This is a genomic window from Microbacterium dextranolyticum, from assembly GCF_016907295.1.
Classification (GTDB): Bacteria; Actinomycetota; Actinomycetes; order Actinomycetales; family Microbacteriaceae; genus Microbacterium; species Microbacterium dextranolyticum.
In genome coordinates this window covers 1,076,436-1,092,019 of the sequence record NZ_JAFBBR010000001.1, presented here as the reverse complement: position 1 = coordinate 1,092,019, position 15,584 = coordinate 1,076,436, and the positions used below count along the sequence as shown (strand labels likewise).

The window sequence follows — 15,584 nt, the reverse complement described above, 5'->3', positions numbered from 1 at the left end:
ATGCTGGACAGCTACGACGTGCGGGCGCGGATGGAGATCGCCGCGCTCACCGAACCCGGGCATACCGTCACCGGGCAACTGCTCCGGATCATCGGCCTGGCCGAGACGCTTGATCTGCTCCAGAACCCGCGCATTCCGTTGCCTTCACAGATTGACCCGGTGCTGGGGACTCAGTGGCGTGAGGCGACCGCGGCCCGGCTGGTTGATGGTCTCGCCGACCGGGTGGCCCGTCTCACTGACCAGCATCAGCTTCGCGTCCTCACGCCCGGCAGTCTCGGGTGGCCTGTCTCGTTCGCGGATCTCGGCGATCGGGCCCCGGTGATGCTGTGGGCGAAAGGGAATCCCGAGCTGCTCACCTCGTCGCTGGCGTCGCGGGTGACGTTCACCGGGGCGCGCGCCTCCTCCGCATACGGCGAGCACGTCACCAGGGAAATCGTCTCGGATCTCGCCCGGGAGCCGCGGATCGTCGTCGCGGGCGGCTCGTATGGGATCGATGCGGCCGCGCACCGTGCGGCTCTCGGTGCGCGCCCCGCATCCACGATCGCCGTCGCCGTCGGCGGCCTGGATCGCCCGTACCCGTCCGGGCACGCGGAACTGTTCCAGGACGTTGTCGATGCTGGTGGAGTCCAGATCAGTGAGGCACCGCCGGAGACGGTGCTCACCCGGTGGCGGTTCATCGCCCGCGCCCGCCTCCTCGCTGCACTCGGCGGCGCGACCGTCATCCCGGAGGCCGGGTATCGGTCCGGGTCGCTGTTGGTTGCCGCCCGCGCGACCGAGCTCGGACGCCCCGTCGGCGCCGTCCCCGGCCCCATCACCTCCGCCGCGTCATCCGGCTGTCACCGGCTGCTGCGAGAAGGCCTCGCCGAGGTCATCACCCATGCCGGCGACATCACCGAACTCCTCGACCCCGCCCCGGCATCGTTCCTCAGCCCCGCCATCCAGGAAGTCGCCCGCCGCGCGGCCCCGGATGCCGGCAAGGCCGCGAGGCGCACCGCCCTCTGAACCACCCCCTGCGGCCCGCCAGTGACCGCGCGGCGGGCGGCGCCCCTCTGTGATCTCGAAGGAGAACCGTATGTCGAAGCGTGCCCGAGCGAAAACTGATTCGTCCGTGGTGGTGATGGTGCGAATGGCCGTCCAAGATGACGGCACCCTGCACGTCACCGTCGACGGCGCCCCGTATCTTCCGGTGGAGTTCGCGCCACCGTGGCGGCGCGCCTCCTTCCCGCACATCGTGGATGCGATCAGCGATCAGCGGCCCGGGCAGACGCTCCGCGTCGACGTGGTCGAGACCGACGGCAGGGTCATCACCGACTACCGCGTCCCATCCAAACCGCGACGTACGGCTCCGGCACCAGCGCCGGCCCCCGCGCCGGCGCAACAGCACGTCAGCCAGACCGTCGAGACCGTACAGCCCCAGCCCGAGCCGGTGCGACCGAGACTGGCAGAGTTCGCGGGGTCGGGGTTCGTTCCTGGTGAAGACGTGGCCGTGGCGATTGTGATTGCGCACACCGAGACCGGACCGGACGGGATCTCGCGCACGCTGATCGATGCCCGCTACCTCGATCACGCGCCAACACGAGAAGTGGTCCTGCTCGGCCGAATCTCCGGCACCATCTGCATCGGCCAACCCACATGAGCAGTCCGATCCGTCCAACCGGGACGCTCGGCGACGAACTCACCAACGCCGCCCTCGTCCTCCTCGCCGCCCTCGGAATGATCGCCGTGCTCCTCCGCGCCGCGGGCAGCATCGCCGCGTTCGTCACCGGGATTCCGCAACCAGTGGCTGGACTTGGGGCCGGGGCCGGGGTGCTGTTGCGGCCGGGCGATCCCGCAAGTGTGCTCGGCGCTCCCGGTCTCAACCCGGTCGTGTATTGGCTGATCGCCGGGGTGCTGATCTTCGGCGCCGGGGCTGCTGCGTGGCGGGTCTGGGTGCTGTTCCGCCTTCACTTGCGGCGGCAGGCGATGGACCCGTACCGGATCGCCGGGATCGCGACCCGCACCGAAGTCGCCCACGCCGGCTCGCCGCGGGCACTGCGCGCCCGGGCCGGGAACCTGCGCCCCTCCCTCGACCACCCGGAGCCGGCGGATGTCGGATATCGGATCGGGGCCTCCCGCGGGGTCGAGGTGTGGGCATCGGTCGAGGACTCGATCCTGCTGATCGGGCCGCCTCGGAGCGGGAAAGGCGTCCACATCGTCATCAACACGATCCTCGACGCGCCCGGCGCGGTCATCACCACCAGCACCCGGCCCGACAATGTGACCGCGACGATCCGCGCCCGCCAGAAGGTCGGGCCGGTCGCGGTGTTCGATCCGCAGCATCTCGCCGATGGCATCCCTGCAGGGCTACGCTGGTCGCCCGTTCGCGGCTGCGCGGACCCGTTGACGGCAATGATCCGCGCGTCCGGGCTCGCGTCTGCGACCGGGCTCGGGAAAGGCGGCGTGGAAGGGGGCGACTTCTGGGAAGCGAAGACCCGGGTCGCGCTCCAGTGCCTCCTCCATGCCGCCGCCCTCGACCATAGACAGCCAGCCGACCTGTTCCGGTGGACACTCGACCCCGCCGCCGCCGGTGACGCCGTGTCGATCCTCGCCGCACACCCCGATGCGGCCGGCGGCTGGGCGGAAGCACTGCAAGCGATGATCGACGCCGACCCGCGAACCCGGGATTCGATCTGGCAGGGCGTCTCTCTCGCACTTGCTGCCCTCGCGGACCCGCGCGTGCTCGACGCCGTGACACCCGACCCAGACGAGACCTTTGACCCCCAAGCGTTTCTGGAGCAGCGGGGCACGCTGTATCTCCTCGCGACGGCTGCGGGGGCGAACAACAGCGCACCCCTGGTCGCGGCACTCATCGAAGACGTGGTGGAAGCTGCGCGCCGACTCGCAGCCCGAAGCTCCGGGGCCCGGCTCGACCCACCGTTACTGCTCGCGCTCGACGAGGTCGCGAACCTGTCCCCGCTGCCGTCGTTGCCGACGCTCATGGCCGAGGGCGGCGGCACCGGGATCACGACCATGCCCGTCCTGCAGTCCCTCGCCCAAGCCCGCGAACGGTGGTCCGAGAACGCGGCGCACGCGATTTGGGATGCCGCGATCGTGAAGATCATCCTCGGCGGCGCCTCCAACAGCCGCGACCTCCAAGACCTCTCCACCCTCATCGGGGAACGCGACGAGATCACCGACTCCACGACCGTCGGCGACCACGGCTCCCGCTCCGCACAACGCTCCATCCGACGGGTTCCGATCATGCCGCCCGACACGATCCGCCGCCTCCCGTTCGGCACCGGCCTCGTGCTCCTCCGCGCGGCGCCACCGATCGTCACTCGGCTCCGCCGCTGGACCGAGCGCACCGACAGGGCGCAGCTCATCGCAGACCGTACCGAAGTCGAAGCGCAGCTGCACTACCGCGGGGCCGTGGGTGACGGCGGCGCACCTACGGAGTAGAGCCGCGACCGGCGCGGTGCAGGTAGGAGAAGTGCGTTGGACATGCGATCCAAGACCTCAGCGGCTGGGTATCTCGCCCGAACCCCGCAGTTGAAGCGGCTGCAGAACGGGCTACTGCTGTTCGTGACCCAGCTCGGGCAGAAGCAGTATCAGCGCCAGGACGACGGCACCTTCACGCTCACGGGAACCGCCTATGTCGGACTCACCGTCCTGGGTGACCGAGCCGAGACCGCCTTCGAGTTGTTCACCGAGGGCGACGATGTGGTCGCGCTCGGCGAGTTCCACTCGCGGACGTTCGAGCGTCGCGGAGAGAGCGTCGAACAGATCCAGTTCCGCGCCGACAAGCTTCTCTTCGATACCTCGCATCCGCGCTACACGGTAACGCGAAGCCCTCGCCCCGTCGACGCCGCGCCTACGCTGCCTGCATCGTCCCCGTCGGCGGCGGTCGAATTTCGTGCGCCGGCCGCGATAGTGCTGGGGCGGTGACCAGCGTGAGTGAGATCCCGTTGCCTCCGACGCCCAGCGATGAGCCCGAGGCAGAGTTCGATTCCGAGATCGAGGAAGACGACCTGTACGACCAGCTCATGGCCGGTACGGCGCTCCCGGAGCCGCCGCGCCCGATCAATTGGAATCTCCTCTCCTCGGGCGATGCCGAAGCGGAATGGTTGGCGCTGAACCAGTGGGTTGACTGGCTCCGCCGCACCTACGGTCTGCCTGCATCGGTCGTGCCTCCGTTCTGGCACCGGCACCCCGAACTGGTGTGGGAGCTCTCGGCTCTGCATCTGCACTGGATCGCGAGCTACGACCCCGACCAATCGGCCTCCGGGCCGATCGCCTGGCACACCGACTTCGCAGCCGCCCGCGACCGGCTCCGCGAATGGGTCGCAACCTGCGGCACCCGGATCGACCGCGACCGCCCGACACGGCAGACCATCTGGCCGGGCGAAGACCCGCAGGGGCCGATCGAAGACGAGACGATCACGGATCGCGCAGAGGACTTCATCGACTTCGTGGCGGCGGACGTGCAGGCGCGTCAGGAGATCGAGGACGAGTTTCTCCGTGCGCGACGGTCGGCTGATGATGTCCGTGACGACTGATGCCGTCGAACCGCTCTGGAACTCCCGCGAAGCCGCCGAGTTCCTGAACGTCTCTCCGGCCACGCTCTCTCGCTGGCGCAGCCAGCAGGAGGGGCCACCATTCGTGCAGGTCGGTGCGGTCGCACGCTACAACCCGCCGACTGTGCGCGCCTGGGTGCTTGAACGCGAGGTGGAGCATGGCTGATCCGCGCACGCATCAGATGCCGCCGCTCGGCGTGAAACTCACCGAGAGCACCGAGAGTCGCGGGAGCGGGCTACTCGCACGGGTGCGGTGGACCGATCCGCATACGAAGAAGCGTCCGAGCCGGTCCGAGTTCGTCGCCACCCAGGAAGAGGCGGAGGCGTTCTTCGAGAAGATGCGCCAGTCCACCGAGACGGGCGCGGACATGCTCATCACGCTCAAGGAGTACGTGGATTCCATCGGCGACCGTTGGCAGCGCGGCCTCGACCCGACCTCCACTGTCGACGGCTACGACGCCGGTCTCCGGCTCCGCGTCCTGCCCGCGCTCGGGCACCTCAAGGTCAGCAGGATCAGCACCGGCCTCATCGACCGCACCATCGACCGGTGGGAGACCGAGTACGGGCCATCGACCGTGAAGAACAGCATCGCGCCCCTGGTGCGCGTGCTCGATGTCGCCGTGCGCGACGAAGTGATCCCGTCCAACCCCGCGAGAACCCGAGCACGTCGCACCTACGGCAAGGACGACAAGCGGCAGACCGGCGGATTCCGTGCCTTCGCGATCCCGGACCTCGACACCCTGAACCAGCTCGCAGACGCCTGCGCGGAAGTGCATCAGAGCTACGCCGATCACGTCATGCTCTGCGCGCTGCTCTCCGCCCGCGGCTCAGAGGTCGCTGGCCTCCAAGCCGGAGACATCGATTGGAACAGTCGGATCGTGACGATCGAACGGCAGACCTACCCCGGCAAAGGGGGACTGGTCACGAAGGAGACGAAAGGACGCACCACCCGCTACGTGCCGATCCTCGACGCGCTCGAACCGATCCTCGTCCGCCTCACCACTGGGAGGAGCCCGGAAGATCCGCTGCTCCGGGGGCCGCGGGGAGGAGTGCTCACCACGGCCACGGTGCGGGACGCGACCAAGTGGGATCAGCTCGTCACAGGGCTCGGGCTCGAGAACCTCAAACGCCACGGACTCCGGCACACAGGCGCAACCTGGCTCGCCGATTCCGGCGTCCCACTGCACGTGCTGCAGCGCATCCTCGGCCATGCCTCAATCGAGACGACCAAGGGCTACCTCCATCCCGATCACCGACATCTGAGCGAGGCTGCGAAACTCGCAAACCAGTTCCTCGCCAGCCCGGCACAGACGCGCAGGAAGGAGACTCCTCGACGACCCACGCCCCAGCTCTGACCCGGCACGCCCACCCCGGCTCCGCAAGGAGGCGGGGCATGGTGTTGCCCGGAAATTGGCCCACTAGATTTCCACTTTTTGGCCCACTAACTTCCTTCGCGCCGATGTCAACCCGCTGCCAGAAGAGCGCCGCTGGACCCGATTCCGCACCCGCGACGGGACCGAGCGCAGATCACCGAAAACGAAAGAAGCCCTGACAAGAAATTGCTTCCCATCAGGGCTTTTCTGTCGGGATGACAGGATTTGAACCTGCGACCCCCTGACCCCCAGTCAGGTGCGCTACCAAGCTGCGCCACATCCCGTTGTTTAGTTGTTTCGGACTGATCCGAGGGCTATTGAACTTATCCCCCAGTCAAGTGCGCTACCAAGCTGCGCCACATCCCGGTCCGTCATCCGCACGCGGACAACTCCCCTATCCTAACGGGTCTGCCGGACCGATGCGAACCATAGCGACGAAGACGTCGTCGAGGCCGTTCCGCAGAACACCGCCACGGCGACTTCGCACAGACCCCATCGCGGCTTCCCTCCCGGCATCCATCCACCCTCTGCATTCACGACACTCGCCACCTCACCAACCGGCAGAATCGGAGGATGAGCGAATCGGTCCGTCTCGACGCCTGGCTGTGGGCGGTGCGCGTCTACAAGACCCGCTCGGCCGCCACGACCGCGTGCCGCGCCGGTCACGTTCGCGTGGGTGGCGAGAAGGTCAAAGCCTCGCAGCCGGTGCGGGTCGGCGACGAGGTGCGCGTCCGCATCGCCGGGTTCGACCGCATTCTCATCGTGCGTCAGCTGCTGGCCAAACGCGTCGGCGCGCCTCTCGCTGCTCTCGCGGCCGATGACCGCACGCCCGCGCGCGAGCCCGTGGCGCAGCTCGCCGTCCGCGATCGCGGAGCTGGACGGCCCACCAAACGCGAACGCCGCGACATCGACCGCCTCCGCGGTCGCGAGTAACCGGCGCTATCGCCGCGCGCGGCGCCAGTCCGCGACCACATCGCTCAGGTCGCCCGGCAGCAGCATCCGCAGGAACAGCGGCCCACCGGCATCCAGCACCGCCGACTCGTCGAGCGCCCCCACGACCACCGGAACGTACCCCGCCGAACGCACGACATCCGCGGCCACGTCCTGGGCCTCCGCGTCATCGGCTGCCACCGCGACCGCCCACGCCCCGGGCTGACGCGTCGCACGGCTGACCAGCAGCTCGTCCTGCACGTGCGTGAATGCCCGCGCCACGCGCACGTGCGGCAGCCGGTCGGCGAGCCATCGCCCATGCGGCACGGCGAGCGCCGACCGGCACCGCCCGTCGTCCACCCGCACGGCGTTGGCCACATCGATCACCACCGTGCCGGGTGCGATCGCCGCGAGCATCGCCAGGTTCTCCTCGATCGCCGCGTGCGGCAGCGCGAGGACGACGATGTCGGCCGATGCCGCGTCGGCCAGCGACACCGTGACATCGCTCCCCTCGCCGGCGCGACGCGACCCGAGCAGCACCTCGCGCCCGTTCGATTCCAGAAGCTGCGCCAGCGCGCGGCCGATCCGCCCCGCACCGACGATTCCGACCGTGCCCGCACGGGCGATGTGGTTACTATCAGTCACCATCACGAAGCTAGTAACCGCGATTCCACCCCACCAGAAGGCACTTTCATGTCCCCTGCGCACACCGATGTGACCACCGCCGACCAGGTCACGGCGGGCGAGTGCTCCGTCAAGGACGTCCTCGAACGCATCGGCGACAAGTGGTCGATCCTCATCCTCGCCGCGCTCGCCCGCGAACCGCACCGCTTTCGCGCGCTGCAGCGCAGGGTCGACGGGATTTCACAGCGGATGCTGACTCTCAGCCTCCAGCGTCTCGAACGCGACGGGCTCATCGACCGCACGGTCTTGCACACCCGCCCGCCCGCGGTCGAATACGCACTCACCCCCGTCGGTGAAAGCCTGACCGTCCCCCTTCGCGCCCTCGCCGACTGGGCCGAAGCCCACCGCGCCGGCATCTCCGCGAGCCGACGCGCGTGGGATGCCCGGGCCGACGCCCCATCCATGACCGACTGATCCCAGCGCGGCCGCGCGGGCTCAACCCGGCCGGGACTGCCCGTCCGACCCGCCGCTCGCCACCCGATCCTTCCCCCTCCTGCGCACCACGCCATCGATGCCCGCGCACGCGGGCGCCGCGACGGCATAGACGACCAGGTCGCGTGGGTCGAAGGCCGAGCCGAACACGAGCCGCGCGGGCGGGAAGGCCGCGCCCCACTGCGCAGGAAGATCGGTCAGCTGCAGCATTTCCACAGCGCTGCACCACGTCAGCGCCACGATCGCCACCACCCACGACGGCGCCCGCGGAACGACGAACACCACCAACAGGTACGCGAGCACCGCGTAGAGGGCGTCTCCCGCGATGTCGGATGCCGCCGACGACGGCATCCACGCGTGTACGCCCAGCCCCGTCGCCACCACAACGACGGCGAGCGCCGCGGCCCACCGGCGACGTCGACCCGACCTCCCGCGCATGGACCGGGTCACTCGCCGTCGAGCCAGGAGGGTCCGTGACAGACGGCGCCGAGATCCTCCACACGCGCGCGCAGCTCCCGATCGCTCGTCACCACCGTGACGACCCGACCCGCCTCGATCAATCGCGCCGTCTCGGCGACGATCGCATCATCGCCCGATCCCTTGGCTCGCACGACAGCGACGCCCGAGGCTGCGGGCGGCTCCTCGACCGCACGCGCCAGCCCCTCGACGACGACGCGCCACTCGGGGAACCACACGTCCGCCGGCAGCCCCAGGCGCTCCGCACTCAGGCCATCCGCAGCGAGAGCGCCGAGCCGCTCGAGTAGCCGCCCGGTGGCCCCGGCGCGGTCGCGCCACCATCCGTCGGGCACCGAGCCGACGACGTTCGCGGCATCGACGACCACGGCAGGCCGCACCGGCAGCAGCGCACGCAGGGCAGGCCACGACGCGGCGAATCCGGGATGCAGCGGGTAATCCGTAACGGCATCGACCGGCACCCACGCCAGTTCACGACTCTCGGGATCGCTGATCACCGGCTCGAAGGGCGTGACGACATCGGCGACGAGGGTCGAGTAAGTCCAGATCTCGAGGTCGAGCACGCTGATGAGGCGCGGGCGCACAGCACCGGCGGGAACCCCCGCCTCTTCGGCCGACTCGCGCAGCGCAGCATCGCTCGCCGACTCATCCTGATGACGGGCCCCGCCGGGCAGGCCCCAGGTGTCGCCGAAGTGACTCCACGACACCCGGTGCTGCAGCAGCACACCCCGGTCCGGATCGACGGCGAGCAACCCAGCGGCGCCGAACCGGCCCCAGTACCGAGTGCCGTCGTCCGCGACCACCCACGCATCCCCGGGATCGCGCGTACCGTGCGGGCGGCGCGGTTCACCGGGGGAGGGAGGGACGATCGTCACCTCTTCACCCTGTCACACTCACCGCGCACCGTGAGGGCGCGTGTCGACCCATGACGCCTGCCGATAGCGACACACCACATATGGTCCTTCCGCTTGACGAGACCACAACATATGGTGTGGTCATACCACGCACGTCCGTCCGCATCGCCGGGTTCCTCCGGCACGCCCGACCTCAGAAACGAGTACCCCATGGCATCCCTTCGCACCGTCTCCGTCGCCGAGACGATCGACGAGTACCTCGCCCGCGCCGACTGGCGCGTGAACGCGAACGCGAACCAGGGGTATTCCCTCGGCGGGATGATCCTCAACGCGGCAGGCAAGCTCATCGCCAACTACTGGCTCGACGAGGTCTACTCCCCCGACGCCGGCACAGCCCATCGCGAGGGCGACCTGCACATCCACGACCTCGACGTCTTCGCCGGATACTGCGCCGGCTGGTCGCTGCGCATGGTGCTCGAACAGGGCTTCAACGGCGTCTCGGGCAAGATCGCGTCTGCTCCCCCGAAGCACTTCTCCAGCGCCCTCGGCCAGCTGGTCAACTTCCTCGGGACGCTCCAGAACGAGTGGGCCGGCGCGCAGGCGTTCAGCTCCTTCGACACCTACCTCGCGCCCTATGTCCGCCTCGACGCCCTCTCGTACGACGAGGTGCGGCAGGCGATGCAGGAGTTCATCTTCAACCTCAACGTCCCCTCCCGCTGGGGCACGCAGACCCCGTTCACGAACCTCACCTTCGACTGGGTCTGCCCCGACGACCTCGCCGAGCAGCATCCCCTCGTCGGCGATGCCGTGCAGGACTTCTCCTACGGTGAGCTGGCCACCGAGATGGCCATGATCAACCGCGCCTTCATCGACGTCATGACCGACGGAGATCAGGACGGTCGCGCGTTCACCTTCCCCATCCCGACGTACAACATCACGAGAGACTTCGACTGGCACGGCGAGAACACCGACGCCCTGTTCGCGATGACGGCCAAGTACGGGCTGCCGTACTTCCAGAACTTCGTGAACTCCGACCTCGATCCCCACATGATCCGCTCCATGTGCTGCCGCCTGCAGCTCGACCTCACCGAGCTCCTCAAACGCGGCAACGGCCTCTTCGGCTCGGCCGAGCAGACCGGATCGATCGGCGTCGTCACGATCAACTGCGCGCGCCTCGGCTTCGTGCACTCGGGCGACGAGGATGCCGCGATCGCGCGCCTCGATGAACTGCTCGAGATCGCCCGCGACAGCCTCGTCGCCAAGCGCGCGGTCATCGCCCACCACCTCGAGGGCGGCCTCTTCCCCTACACGCAGCGCTACCTCGGCACGTTCGACAACCACTTCTCGACCATCGGCGTGAACGGCATCAACGAGTACGTGCGCAACCTCACGCGCGACCGCGACGACATCACCTCCGAAGCGGGCGCCGCGATCGCGACCCGGATGCTCGACCACGTCCGTGCGCGTATGGTCGAGTTCCAGGAGCAGACCGGCCACATGTTCAACCTCGAGGCGACCCCCGCCGAGGGCACCACCTACCGGTTCGCCAAGGAAGACATCGCCCGCCTCCCCGGCACCCGTCACGCCGGCACCGACGACAACCCGTACTACACCAACTCGTCGCAGCTGCCGGTCGGATACACCGACGACCCGTTCCTCGCGATGCAGTTGCAAGAGCCGCTGCAGGCCAAGTACACCGGCGGCACGGTGCTGCACCTCTACATGGGCGAGGCGATGCCGACGACCGAGTCGTGCCGCGAACTCGTTCGCCGCTCGCTGTCGCGGTTCCGACTGCCGTACATCACCGTGACCCCGACGTTCTCGATCTGCCCGGCGCACGGCTACCGCTCCGGTCACCACGAGGCATGCCCCGACTGCGGCGCGGCGTGCGAGGTCTGGACCCGCGTCATGGGTTACTTCCGGCCGATCGAGAGCTTCAACATCGGCAAGAAGGGCGAAGCTGAGGAGCGGACGTACTTCTCCACGGCTCCGCTCCCGAAGGAGGGATCATGGCGCGCATCGCTGCAGCCCACGAGCTGAACATCGCGGGGGTCACCCCGTTCTCGACGGTCGACTGGCCCGACATGCTCGCAGCGACGGTGTTCCTGCAGGGATGCCCGTGGAACTGCTTCTACTGCCACAACCCCGCCCTCATCGATCCCCGTGCGCAGGGCGGGGTGACGTGGAGCGACGTCACCGACCTCTTGTGCGACCGGATCGGGCTCCTCGACGCCGTCGTCTTCTCGGGCGGTGAGCCGACCCTGCAACGGGCGCTGATCCCGGCGATGGAGTTCGCCCGCACGCTCGGGTTCCAGGTGGGGCTGCACACGGGAGGCGCGTACCCGGGTCTGCTCGCCCAGGCGCTGCCGCACGTCGACTGGGTCGGCCTCGACATCAAGGCCCTGCCCGAGGCCTACGACGTCGTGACCGGCCGGCCACGCAGCGCCGAGAACGCCTGGCGATCGCTCGAACTCGTGCTCGGCAACCGTCTGCTGCGGGCGGGCACCGACCACCCCCTCGATTTCGAGGTGCGCACCACGGTGCATCCGGCCGCGATCGACGACGCCGGACTGCGCGAACTCGGGTGCCGTCTCGCCGACGCCGGTGTCGACTGCTGGGCCGTGCAGCGGTTCCGCGAGACGGGGGCGCGGTCACCGCTCCCCCGGGTCGACGCGGTCACGGCGGATGCCGCGGCATCCCACCTCACACTCGACGACCTGCCCGTCGAGCGCTTCGCCTCTCTCGTCGTCCGCTGACCTCCGCCGTTCGCCGACTCCTCCCCGGCGAACGGCGGACGGCGAGCGACCCGACGGCCGAAGCCGCCCCGTGCCTCCACGCCGAGAAACCACCTTCGCCCCGAGAAACCACGTCAGAGATGGTTTCTCGGGGCGAAGGTGATGTCTCACGAGATGCGCGGCCACGCGCGCAACGCACGCGCACAGCGCGCGACGGCGTCAGCGCTGGCGGCGCTCCCGCACACGCATGTTCGTGATGATCGGGGTGCCCTCGAAGCCGAAGATCTCGCGCAGGCGCCGCTGGATGAATCGGCGGTACCCCGGGTCGAGGAACCCGGTCGTGAACAGCACGAATGTCGGCGGCCGGGTGGATGCCTGCGTGCCGAACAGAATGCGCGGCTGCTTGCCACCGCGGAGGGGGTGCGGATGCTCGGCGACGAGCTCCGAGAGGAACGCGTTGAACTTGCCGGTGGGGATGCGCTGATCCCACGAGGCGAGCGCCGTCTCGAGCGCCGGCACCAGCTTGTCGAGGTGACGGCCGGTCCGCGCCGAGATGTTGACGCGCGGCGCCCACGTGACGTGGGCGAGGTCCTGCTCGATCTCGCGCTCAAGGTAGCGCCTCCGATCGGCGTTCTCCATGTCGTCGTCGTTCAGGCGGTCCCACTTGTTGAACGCCAGCACGAGGGCGCGCCCCGACTCGAGCACGAGGTCGATGATGTTGAGGTCCTGCACGCTGATCGACTCGGAAACGTCGAGGACGACGACGGCGACCTCGGCCTTCTCGAGCGCGGCCGAGGTGCGCAGCGACGCGTAGAAGTCGGCGCCCTGCTGCAGGTGCACGCGGCGACGGATGCCGGCGGTGTCGACGAACCGCCACAGCTTGCCGCCGAGCTCCACGACCTCGTCGACGGGGTCGCGCGTCGTGCCGGCGAGCTCGTTGACGACGACGCGCTCCTCGCCTGCGGCCTTGTTCAGCAGCGACGACTTGCCGACGTTCGGGCGACCCAGGATCGCGACGCGGCGCGGGCCGCCGAGCTCGGCCTTCGCGACGGCGGAGACTTCGGGCAGCACCTTCATGATCTCGTCGAGCAGATCCGCGACGCCGCGGCCGTGAATGGCCGAGACGGGGTGGGGCTCGCCGAGGCCGAGGTTCCACAGGGCCGCAGCCTCCGGCTCCTGGCGGGCATCGTCGATCTTGTTCGCGACGAGGAAGACGGGCTTCTTCGTCGTGCGCAGCAGTCGCACGACCGCCTCGTCGGTCGCCGTCGCACCGACCATCGCGTCGACGACGAACATGATCACATCGGCCAGGTCGATCGCGACCTCGGCCTGGGCGGCGACGGAGCGGTCGATGCCCTTGGCATCCGGCTCCCACCCGCCCGTGTCGACGAGCGAGAATCGACGGTCCATCCACTCGGCCTTGTAGGTGACGCGGTCGCGCGTGACGCCCGGGGTGTCTTCGACGACGGCCTCGCGACGCCCGAGGATGCGGTTCACGAGCGCGGACTTGCCGACGTTCGGCCGCCCGACGATCGCGACGACCGGCAGCGCCGGCAGCATCTCGACGATCTCGCCGCCCGCCGTGAAGCCCGCGAGCAGGTCGGCGTCGTCATCGTCGAGGTCGTAGTCGCCCAGCGACGCGCGCAGGGCGACGGCGCGCTGCTCGGCGAGTTCCTCGTCGAGGGTCGCCATCTTCTCTTCGAGGCGGTCCGGGCCGCCCTCGTACTCGTCCTCAACGGCCATCGTGGTTCTCCTGGGTCCCCGCGGCGACGACGTCGAGGACGGCGGCCACGGTCTGTGCGAAATCGAGATCGGTCGAATCGACCACGCTCACGCCGGGGGCGGCGGTGAGGAAGTCGACGACCTGGCTGTCCGCCGCGTCGCGGCGGTGCAGCGCTGCCGCGACATCCGCGGCGTCGTGGGTGTGAAGCTCGGCGCTGCGGCGCGCGGCGCGCACCTCGGGGGCGGCGGTGAGGAGGATCCGAACGGGAGCGTCGGGAGCGACGACCGTCGTGATGTCGCGCCCTTCGACGACGACACCCGGGCGCCCCGACGCGGCGACGAGCGCCCGGAACAGCTCGTTCACCCGTTCGCGCACCGCTGGCACGCGCGCGACACCGCTGACGGCCGCGGTGACCCGGGGCTCACGGATCGCCTCGGTCACGTCGACGTCGCCGACGCGGACCCAGTAGGCATCCGGATCGAGCGAGATCGCGTACGGGAACTCCTCCGCCGCATCGAGCACACGTCCCTGGTCATCCGTGTCGGCGCCCAGATCGAGCACGTGCCACGCGAGCGCGCGGTAGGCCGCCCCGGTGTCGAGGTAGCCGTAGCCGAGGCGGCGCGCCGCCTCTTTCGAGACGCTGGACTTGCCCGAGCCCGCCGGCCCATCGATCGCAATCGTGACGGTCATGACGGGATGCTCGCGATCTTCCAGCCACGGGCGAGAAGGCCCTCTTCGGCGTGACGGACGACGCCCGGGGCGACGCTGATCTCGGCGAGGCCGAACTGCGCACCGGGCGAGTGCTCGAGCCGCAGGTCCTCGACGTTGACGCCGAGCTCGCCCAGCTCGCCGAACAGGCGCCCGAGCTGACCGGGCGTGTCGTCGACCATGATGACGAGCTGTTCGAAGCGGCGGTTCTGGCCATGCTTGCCGGGCAGCCGGTCGACGCCGTCGTTCCCGCGGCGGATCATGTCGGCCACGGCGCGTCGGGCACCCGGTGCATCGGGGCTGCGCAGGGCATCGGCGATATCGCCGAGCTCTCCGGCGAGCGCATCGAGTACCTCGACGACGGGCGCGGCGTTCGCCCCGAGTATCTGCACCCACAGCTCGGGCGCCGACGCGGCGATGCGGGTCGTGTCGCGCACACCCTGCCCGGCAAGGCGCAGCGAATCGCCCGGTGCGTCGACGAAGCGGCCGGCGAGCAGGGATGCCACGAGCTGTGGCACGTGCGACACGAGCGCGACCGCGCGGTCGTGCTCTTCGGGGGTCATCTCGATCGGCGTTGCACCGAGATCGAGGGCGAGCCCTTCGACGAGCGCGAGATCGGATGCCGGGGTCTGCTCGTCTCGGCACACCACCCACGGGCGCCCGACGAAGATGTCCGCGCGGGCCGAGATCGCCCCACCGCGTTCGCGCCCGGCCATCGGATGCGAACCGATGTAGTGGGTGAGGTCGACCCCCCGCGCGCGCAACGCATGCAGGGGCTCGAGCTTGACGCTCGCGACATCGGTGACGACGGCGCCCGGGTAGGCTCGCAGCTCACGCTCGACGACGTCGGCGACGACGTCGGGCGGCACGGCGACGACGACGAGCGCGGGGCGGTCATCCGGCGCCGCGGCACGCCCGGCCCCGTAGTCGACCGCCAGGCGCAACTGGGCCGGCGACGCGTCGGCGAGCACGACGTCGACGCCGAGTGCGCGCAGGGCGTGCCCGATGCTCGATCCGAGCAGGCCCGCGCCGACGACGCGCACCGTCCCCGAGGTGCGCGCGGCGCGGACGCCGGTGCTGGCCACGATCGAGTCGGTCACGCTTCCGCCTAAGGTCGC

At 69.6% G+C, this 15,584-nt stretch carries 17 protein-coding genes and 1 tRNA gene; 11 read left to right on the top strand and 7 right to left on the bottom strand.

The genetic code is table 11. From position 1 onward, the window contains the following. The 7 genes from JOE64_RS04880 (at window position 1) to JOE64_RS04850 (ending at window position 5,908) form a co-directional block, all read left to right on the top strand. Window positions 1-1,002, top strand: a complete 1,002-nt coding sequence (locus JOE64_RS04880) for a DNA-processing protein DprA (RefSeq protein ID WP_204963212.1) — start codon at window positions 1-3, stop codon at window positions 1,000-1,002. 70 nt (window positions 1,003-1,072) lie between these two features. Further along, window positions 1,073-1,636 (top strand): hypothetical protein, encoded by a 564-nt coding sequence (locus tag JOE64_RS04875; protein ID WP_204963211.1) that lies wholly within the window; start codon window positions 1,073-1,075, stop codon window positions 1,634-1,636. Then, window positions 1,633-3,438, top strand: a complete 1,806-nt coding sequence (locus JOE64_RS04870; protein ID WP_204963210.1) for a type IV secretory system conjugative DNA transfer family protein — start codon at window positions 1,633-1,635, stop codon at window positions 3,436-3,438. The genes JOE64_RS04875 and JOE64_RS04870 overlap by 4 nt, the downstream gene beginning before the upstream one ends. A gap of 42 nt (window positions 3,439-3,480) precedes the next feature. Then, window positions 3,481-3,924: a single-stranded DNA-binding protein gene (locus tag JOE64_RS04865; RefSeq protein ID WP_204963209.1), complete on the top strand. Its 444-nt coding sequence runs from the start codon at window positions 3,481-3,483 to the stop codon at window positions 3,922-3,924. A 98-nt stretch (window positions 3,925-4,022) separates the two neighbouring features. Next, window positions 4,023-4,535 carry a hypothetical protein gene (locus JOE64_RS04860; RefSeq protein WP_239531948.1) on the top strand — a complete coding sequence of 171 codons (513 nt, stop codon included), beginning with the start codon at window positions 4,023-4,025 and terminating at the stop codon, window positions 4,533-4,535. Continuing rightward, complete coding sequence (locus tag JOE64_RS04855; protein ID WP_204964968.1) at window positions 4,519-4,719, top strand: helix-turn-helix domain-containing protein; 201 nt, start codon at window positions 4,519-4,521, stop codon at window positions 4,717-4,719. The genes JOE64_RS04860 and JOE64_RS04855 overlap by 17 nt, the downstream gene beginning before the upstream one ends. Further along, window positions 4,712-5,908, top strand: a complete 1,197-nt coding sequence (locus JOE64_RS04850; protein WP_204963208.1) for a site-specific integrase — start codon at window positions 4,712-4,714, stop codon at window positions 5,906-5,908. Before JOE64_RS04855 ends, JOE64_RS04850 begins: the two co-directional genes overlap by 8 nt. Window positions 5,909-6,136: 228 nt before the next feature. Here the strand turns inward: JOE64_RS04850 and JOE64_RS04845 are convergent. Continuing rightward, window positions 6,137-6,210, bottom strand: a tRNA-Pro gene (locus tag JOE64_RS04845). Window positions 6,211-6,499: 289 nt separating this feature from the next. On the opposite strand from JOE64_RS04845, the gene JOE64_RS04840 reads away from it, so the two are divergent. Then, window positions 6,500-6,859 carry an RNA-binding S4 domain-containing protein gene (locus JOE64_RS04840; RefSeq protein WP_204963207.1) on the top strand — a complete coding sequence of 120 codons (360 nt, stop codon included), beginning with the start codon at window positions 6,500-6,502 and terminating at the stop codon, window positions 6,857-6,859. Window positions 6,860-6,865: 6 nt separating this feature from the next. Here the strand turns inward: JOE64_RS04840 and JOE64_RS04835 are convergent, their stop codons facing one another. Further along, window positions 6,866-7,504 (bottom strand): NADPH-dependent F420 reductase, encoded by a 639-nt coding sequence (locus JOE64_RS04835; protein ID WP_204963206.1) that lies wholly within the window; start codon window positions 7,502-7,504, stop codon window positions 6,866-6,868. Window positions 7,505-7,549: 45 nt separating this feature from the next. Between JOE64_RS04835 and JOE64_RS04830 the strand changes: the two genes are divergently transcribed. Continuing rightward, window positions 7,550-7,954 (top strand): winged helix-turn-helix transcriptional regulator, encoded by a 405-nt coding sequence (locus JOE64_RS04830; protein ID WP_204963205.1) that lies wholly within the window; start codon window positions 7,550-7,552, stop codon window positions 7,952-7,954. A gap of 21 nt (window positions 7,955-7,975) precedes the next feature. Here JOE64_RS04830 and JOE64_RS04825 read toward each other — a convergent pair whose 3' ends face one another. Further along, window positions 7,976-8,410: a ribosomal maturation YjgA family protein gene (locus tag JOE64_RS04825; RefSeq protein ID WP_204963204.1), complete on the bottom strand. Its 435-nt coding sequence runs from the start codon at window positions 8,408-8,410 to the stop codon at window positions 7,976-7,978. A gap of 8 nt (window positions 8,411-8,418) precedes the next feature. Then, window positions 8,419-9,321 (bottom strand): NUDIX domain-containing protein, encoded by a 903-nt coding sequence (locus JOE64_RS04820; protein WP_204963203.1) that lies wholly within the window; start codon window positions 9,319-9,321, stop codon window positions 8,419-8,421. A 189-nt stretch (window positions 9,322-9,510) separates the two neighbouring features. On the opposite strand from JOE64_RS04820, the gene JOE64_RS04815 reads away from it, so the two are divergent. After that, the gene (locus JOE64_RS04815) at window positions 9,511-11,340 is read left to right on the top strand and encodes a ribonucleoside triphosphate reductase (RefSeq protein WP_204963202.1); all 1,830 of its coding nucleotides are present in this window, start codon (window positions 9,511-9,513) and stop codon (window positions 11,338-11,340) included. Then, window positions 11,310-12,056, top strand: a complete 747-nt coding sequence (locus JOE64_RS04810; protein WP_204963201.1) for an anaerobic ribonucleoside-triphosphate reductase activating protein — start codon at window positions 11,310-11,312, stop codon at window positions 12,054-12,056. The genes JOE64_RS04815 and JOE64_RS04810 overlap by 31 nt, the downstream gene beginning before the upstream one ends. 198 nt (window positions 12,057-12,254) lie before the next feature. Here the strand turns inward: JOE64_RS04810 and der are convergent, their stop codons facing one another. Genes der through JOE64_RS04795 form a run of 3 tightly spaced genes read right to left on the bottom strand, consistent with a single transcriptional unit; the run spans window position 12,255 to window position 15,566 of the window. Continuing rightward, a complete protein-coding gene (gene der / locus JOE64_RS04805) occupies window positions 12,255-13,778 on the bottom strand; it encodes a ribosome biogenesis GTPase Der (RefSeq protein WP_204963200.1) in 1,524 nt (507 codons plus the stop codon). Then, on the bottom strand, window positions 13,768-14,448 hold the full coding sequence (cmk, locus tag JOE64_RS04800) for a (d)CMP kinase (RefSeq protein WP_204963199.1): 681 nt from the start codon (window positions 14,446-14,448) through the stop codon (window positions 13,768-13,770). The genes der and cmk overlap by 11 nt, the downstream gene beginning before the upstream one ends. Next, window positions 14,445-15,566, bottom strand: coding sequence for a prephenate dehydrogenase (locus tag JOE64_RS04795; protein WP_204963198.1), 1,122 nt, complete (start codon window positions 15,564-15,566; stop codon window positions 14,445-14,447). Before JOE64_RS04795 ends, cmk begins: the two co-directional genes overlap by 4 nt. Window positions 15,567-15,584 lie beyond the last annotated feature (18 nt).

What these genes read in the sequence shown, in the direction of transcription:
- JOE64_RS04880 (WP_204963212.1), top strand. Translation starts at nt 1, where the DNA reads ATGCTGGACAGCTACGACGTGCGGGCGCGGATGGAGATCGCCGCGCTC.
- JOE64_RS04875 (WP_204963211.1), top strand. Translation starts at nt 1,073, where the DNA reads ATGTCGAAGCGTGCCCGAGCGAAAACTGATTCGTCCGTGGTGGTGATG.
- JOE64_RS04870 (WP_204963210.1), top strand. Translation starts at nt 1,633, where the DNA reads ATGAGCAGTCCGATCCGTCCAACCGGGACGCTCGGCGACGAACTCACC.
- JOE64_RS04865 (WP_204963209.1), top strand. Translation starts at nt 3,481, where the DNA reads ATGCGATCCAAGACCTCAGCGGCTGGGTATCTCGCCCGAACCCCGCAG.
- JOE64_RS04860 (WP_239531948.1), top strand. Translation starts at nt 4,023, where the DNA reads ATGGCCGGTACGGCGCTCCCGGAGCCGCCGCGCCCGATCAATTGGAAT.
- JOE64_RS04855 (WP_204964968.1), top strand. Translation starts at nt 4,519, where the DNA reads ATGTCCGTGACGACTGATGCCGTCGAACCGCTCTGGAACTCCCGCGAA.
- JOE64_RS04850 (WP_204963208.1), top strand. Translation starts at nt 4,712, where the DNA reads ATGGCTGATCCGCGCACGCATCAGATGCCGCCGCTCGGCGTGAAACTC.
- JOE64_RS04840 (WP_204963207.1), top strand. Translation starts at nt 6,500, where the DNA reads ATGAGCGAATCGGTCCGTCTCGACGCCTGGCTGTGGGCGGTGCGCGTC.
- JOE64_RS04835 (WP_204963206.1), bottom strand. Translation starts at nt 7,504, where the DNA reads ATGGTGACTGATAGTAACCACATCGCCCGTGCGGGCACGGTCGGAATC.
- JOE64_RS04830 (WP_204963205.1), top strand. Translation starts at nt 7,550, where the DNA reads ATGTCCCCTGCGCACACCGATGTGACCACCGCCGACCAGGTCACGGCG.
- JOE64_RS04825 (WP_204963204.1), bottom strand. Translation starts at nt 8,410, where the DNA reads ATGCGCGGGAGGTCGGGTCGACGTCGCCGGTGGGCCGCGGCGCTCGCC.
- JOE64_RS04815 (WP_204963202.1), top strand. Translation starts at nt 9,511, where the DNA reads ATGGCATCCCTTCGCACCGTCTCCGTCGCCGAGACGATCGACGAGTAC.
- JOE64_RS04810 (WP_204963201.1), top strand. Translation starts at nt 11,310, where the DNA reads ATGGCGCGCATCGCTGCAGCCCACGAGCTGAACATCGCGGGGGTCACC.
- der (WP_204963200.1), bottom strand. Translation starts at nt 13,778, where the DNA reads ATGGCCGTTGAGGACGAGTACGAGGGCGGCCCGGACCGCCTCGAAGAG.
- cmk (WP_204963199.1), bottom strand. Translation starts at nt 14,448, where the DNA reads ATGACCGTCACGATTGCGATCGATGGGCCGGCGGGCTCGGGCAAGTCC.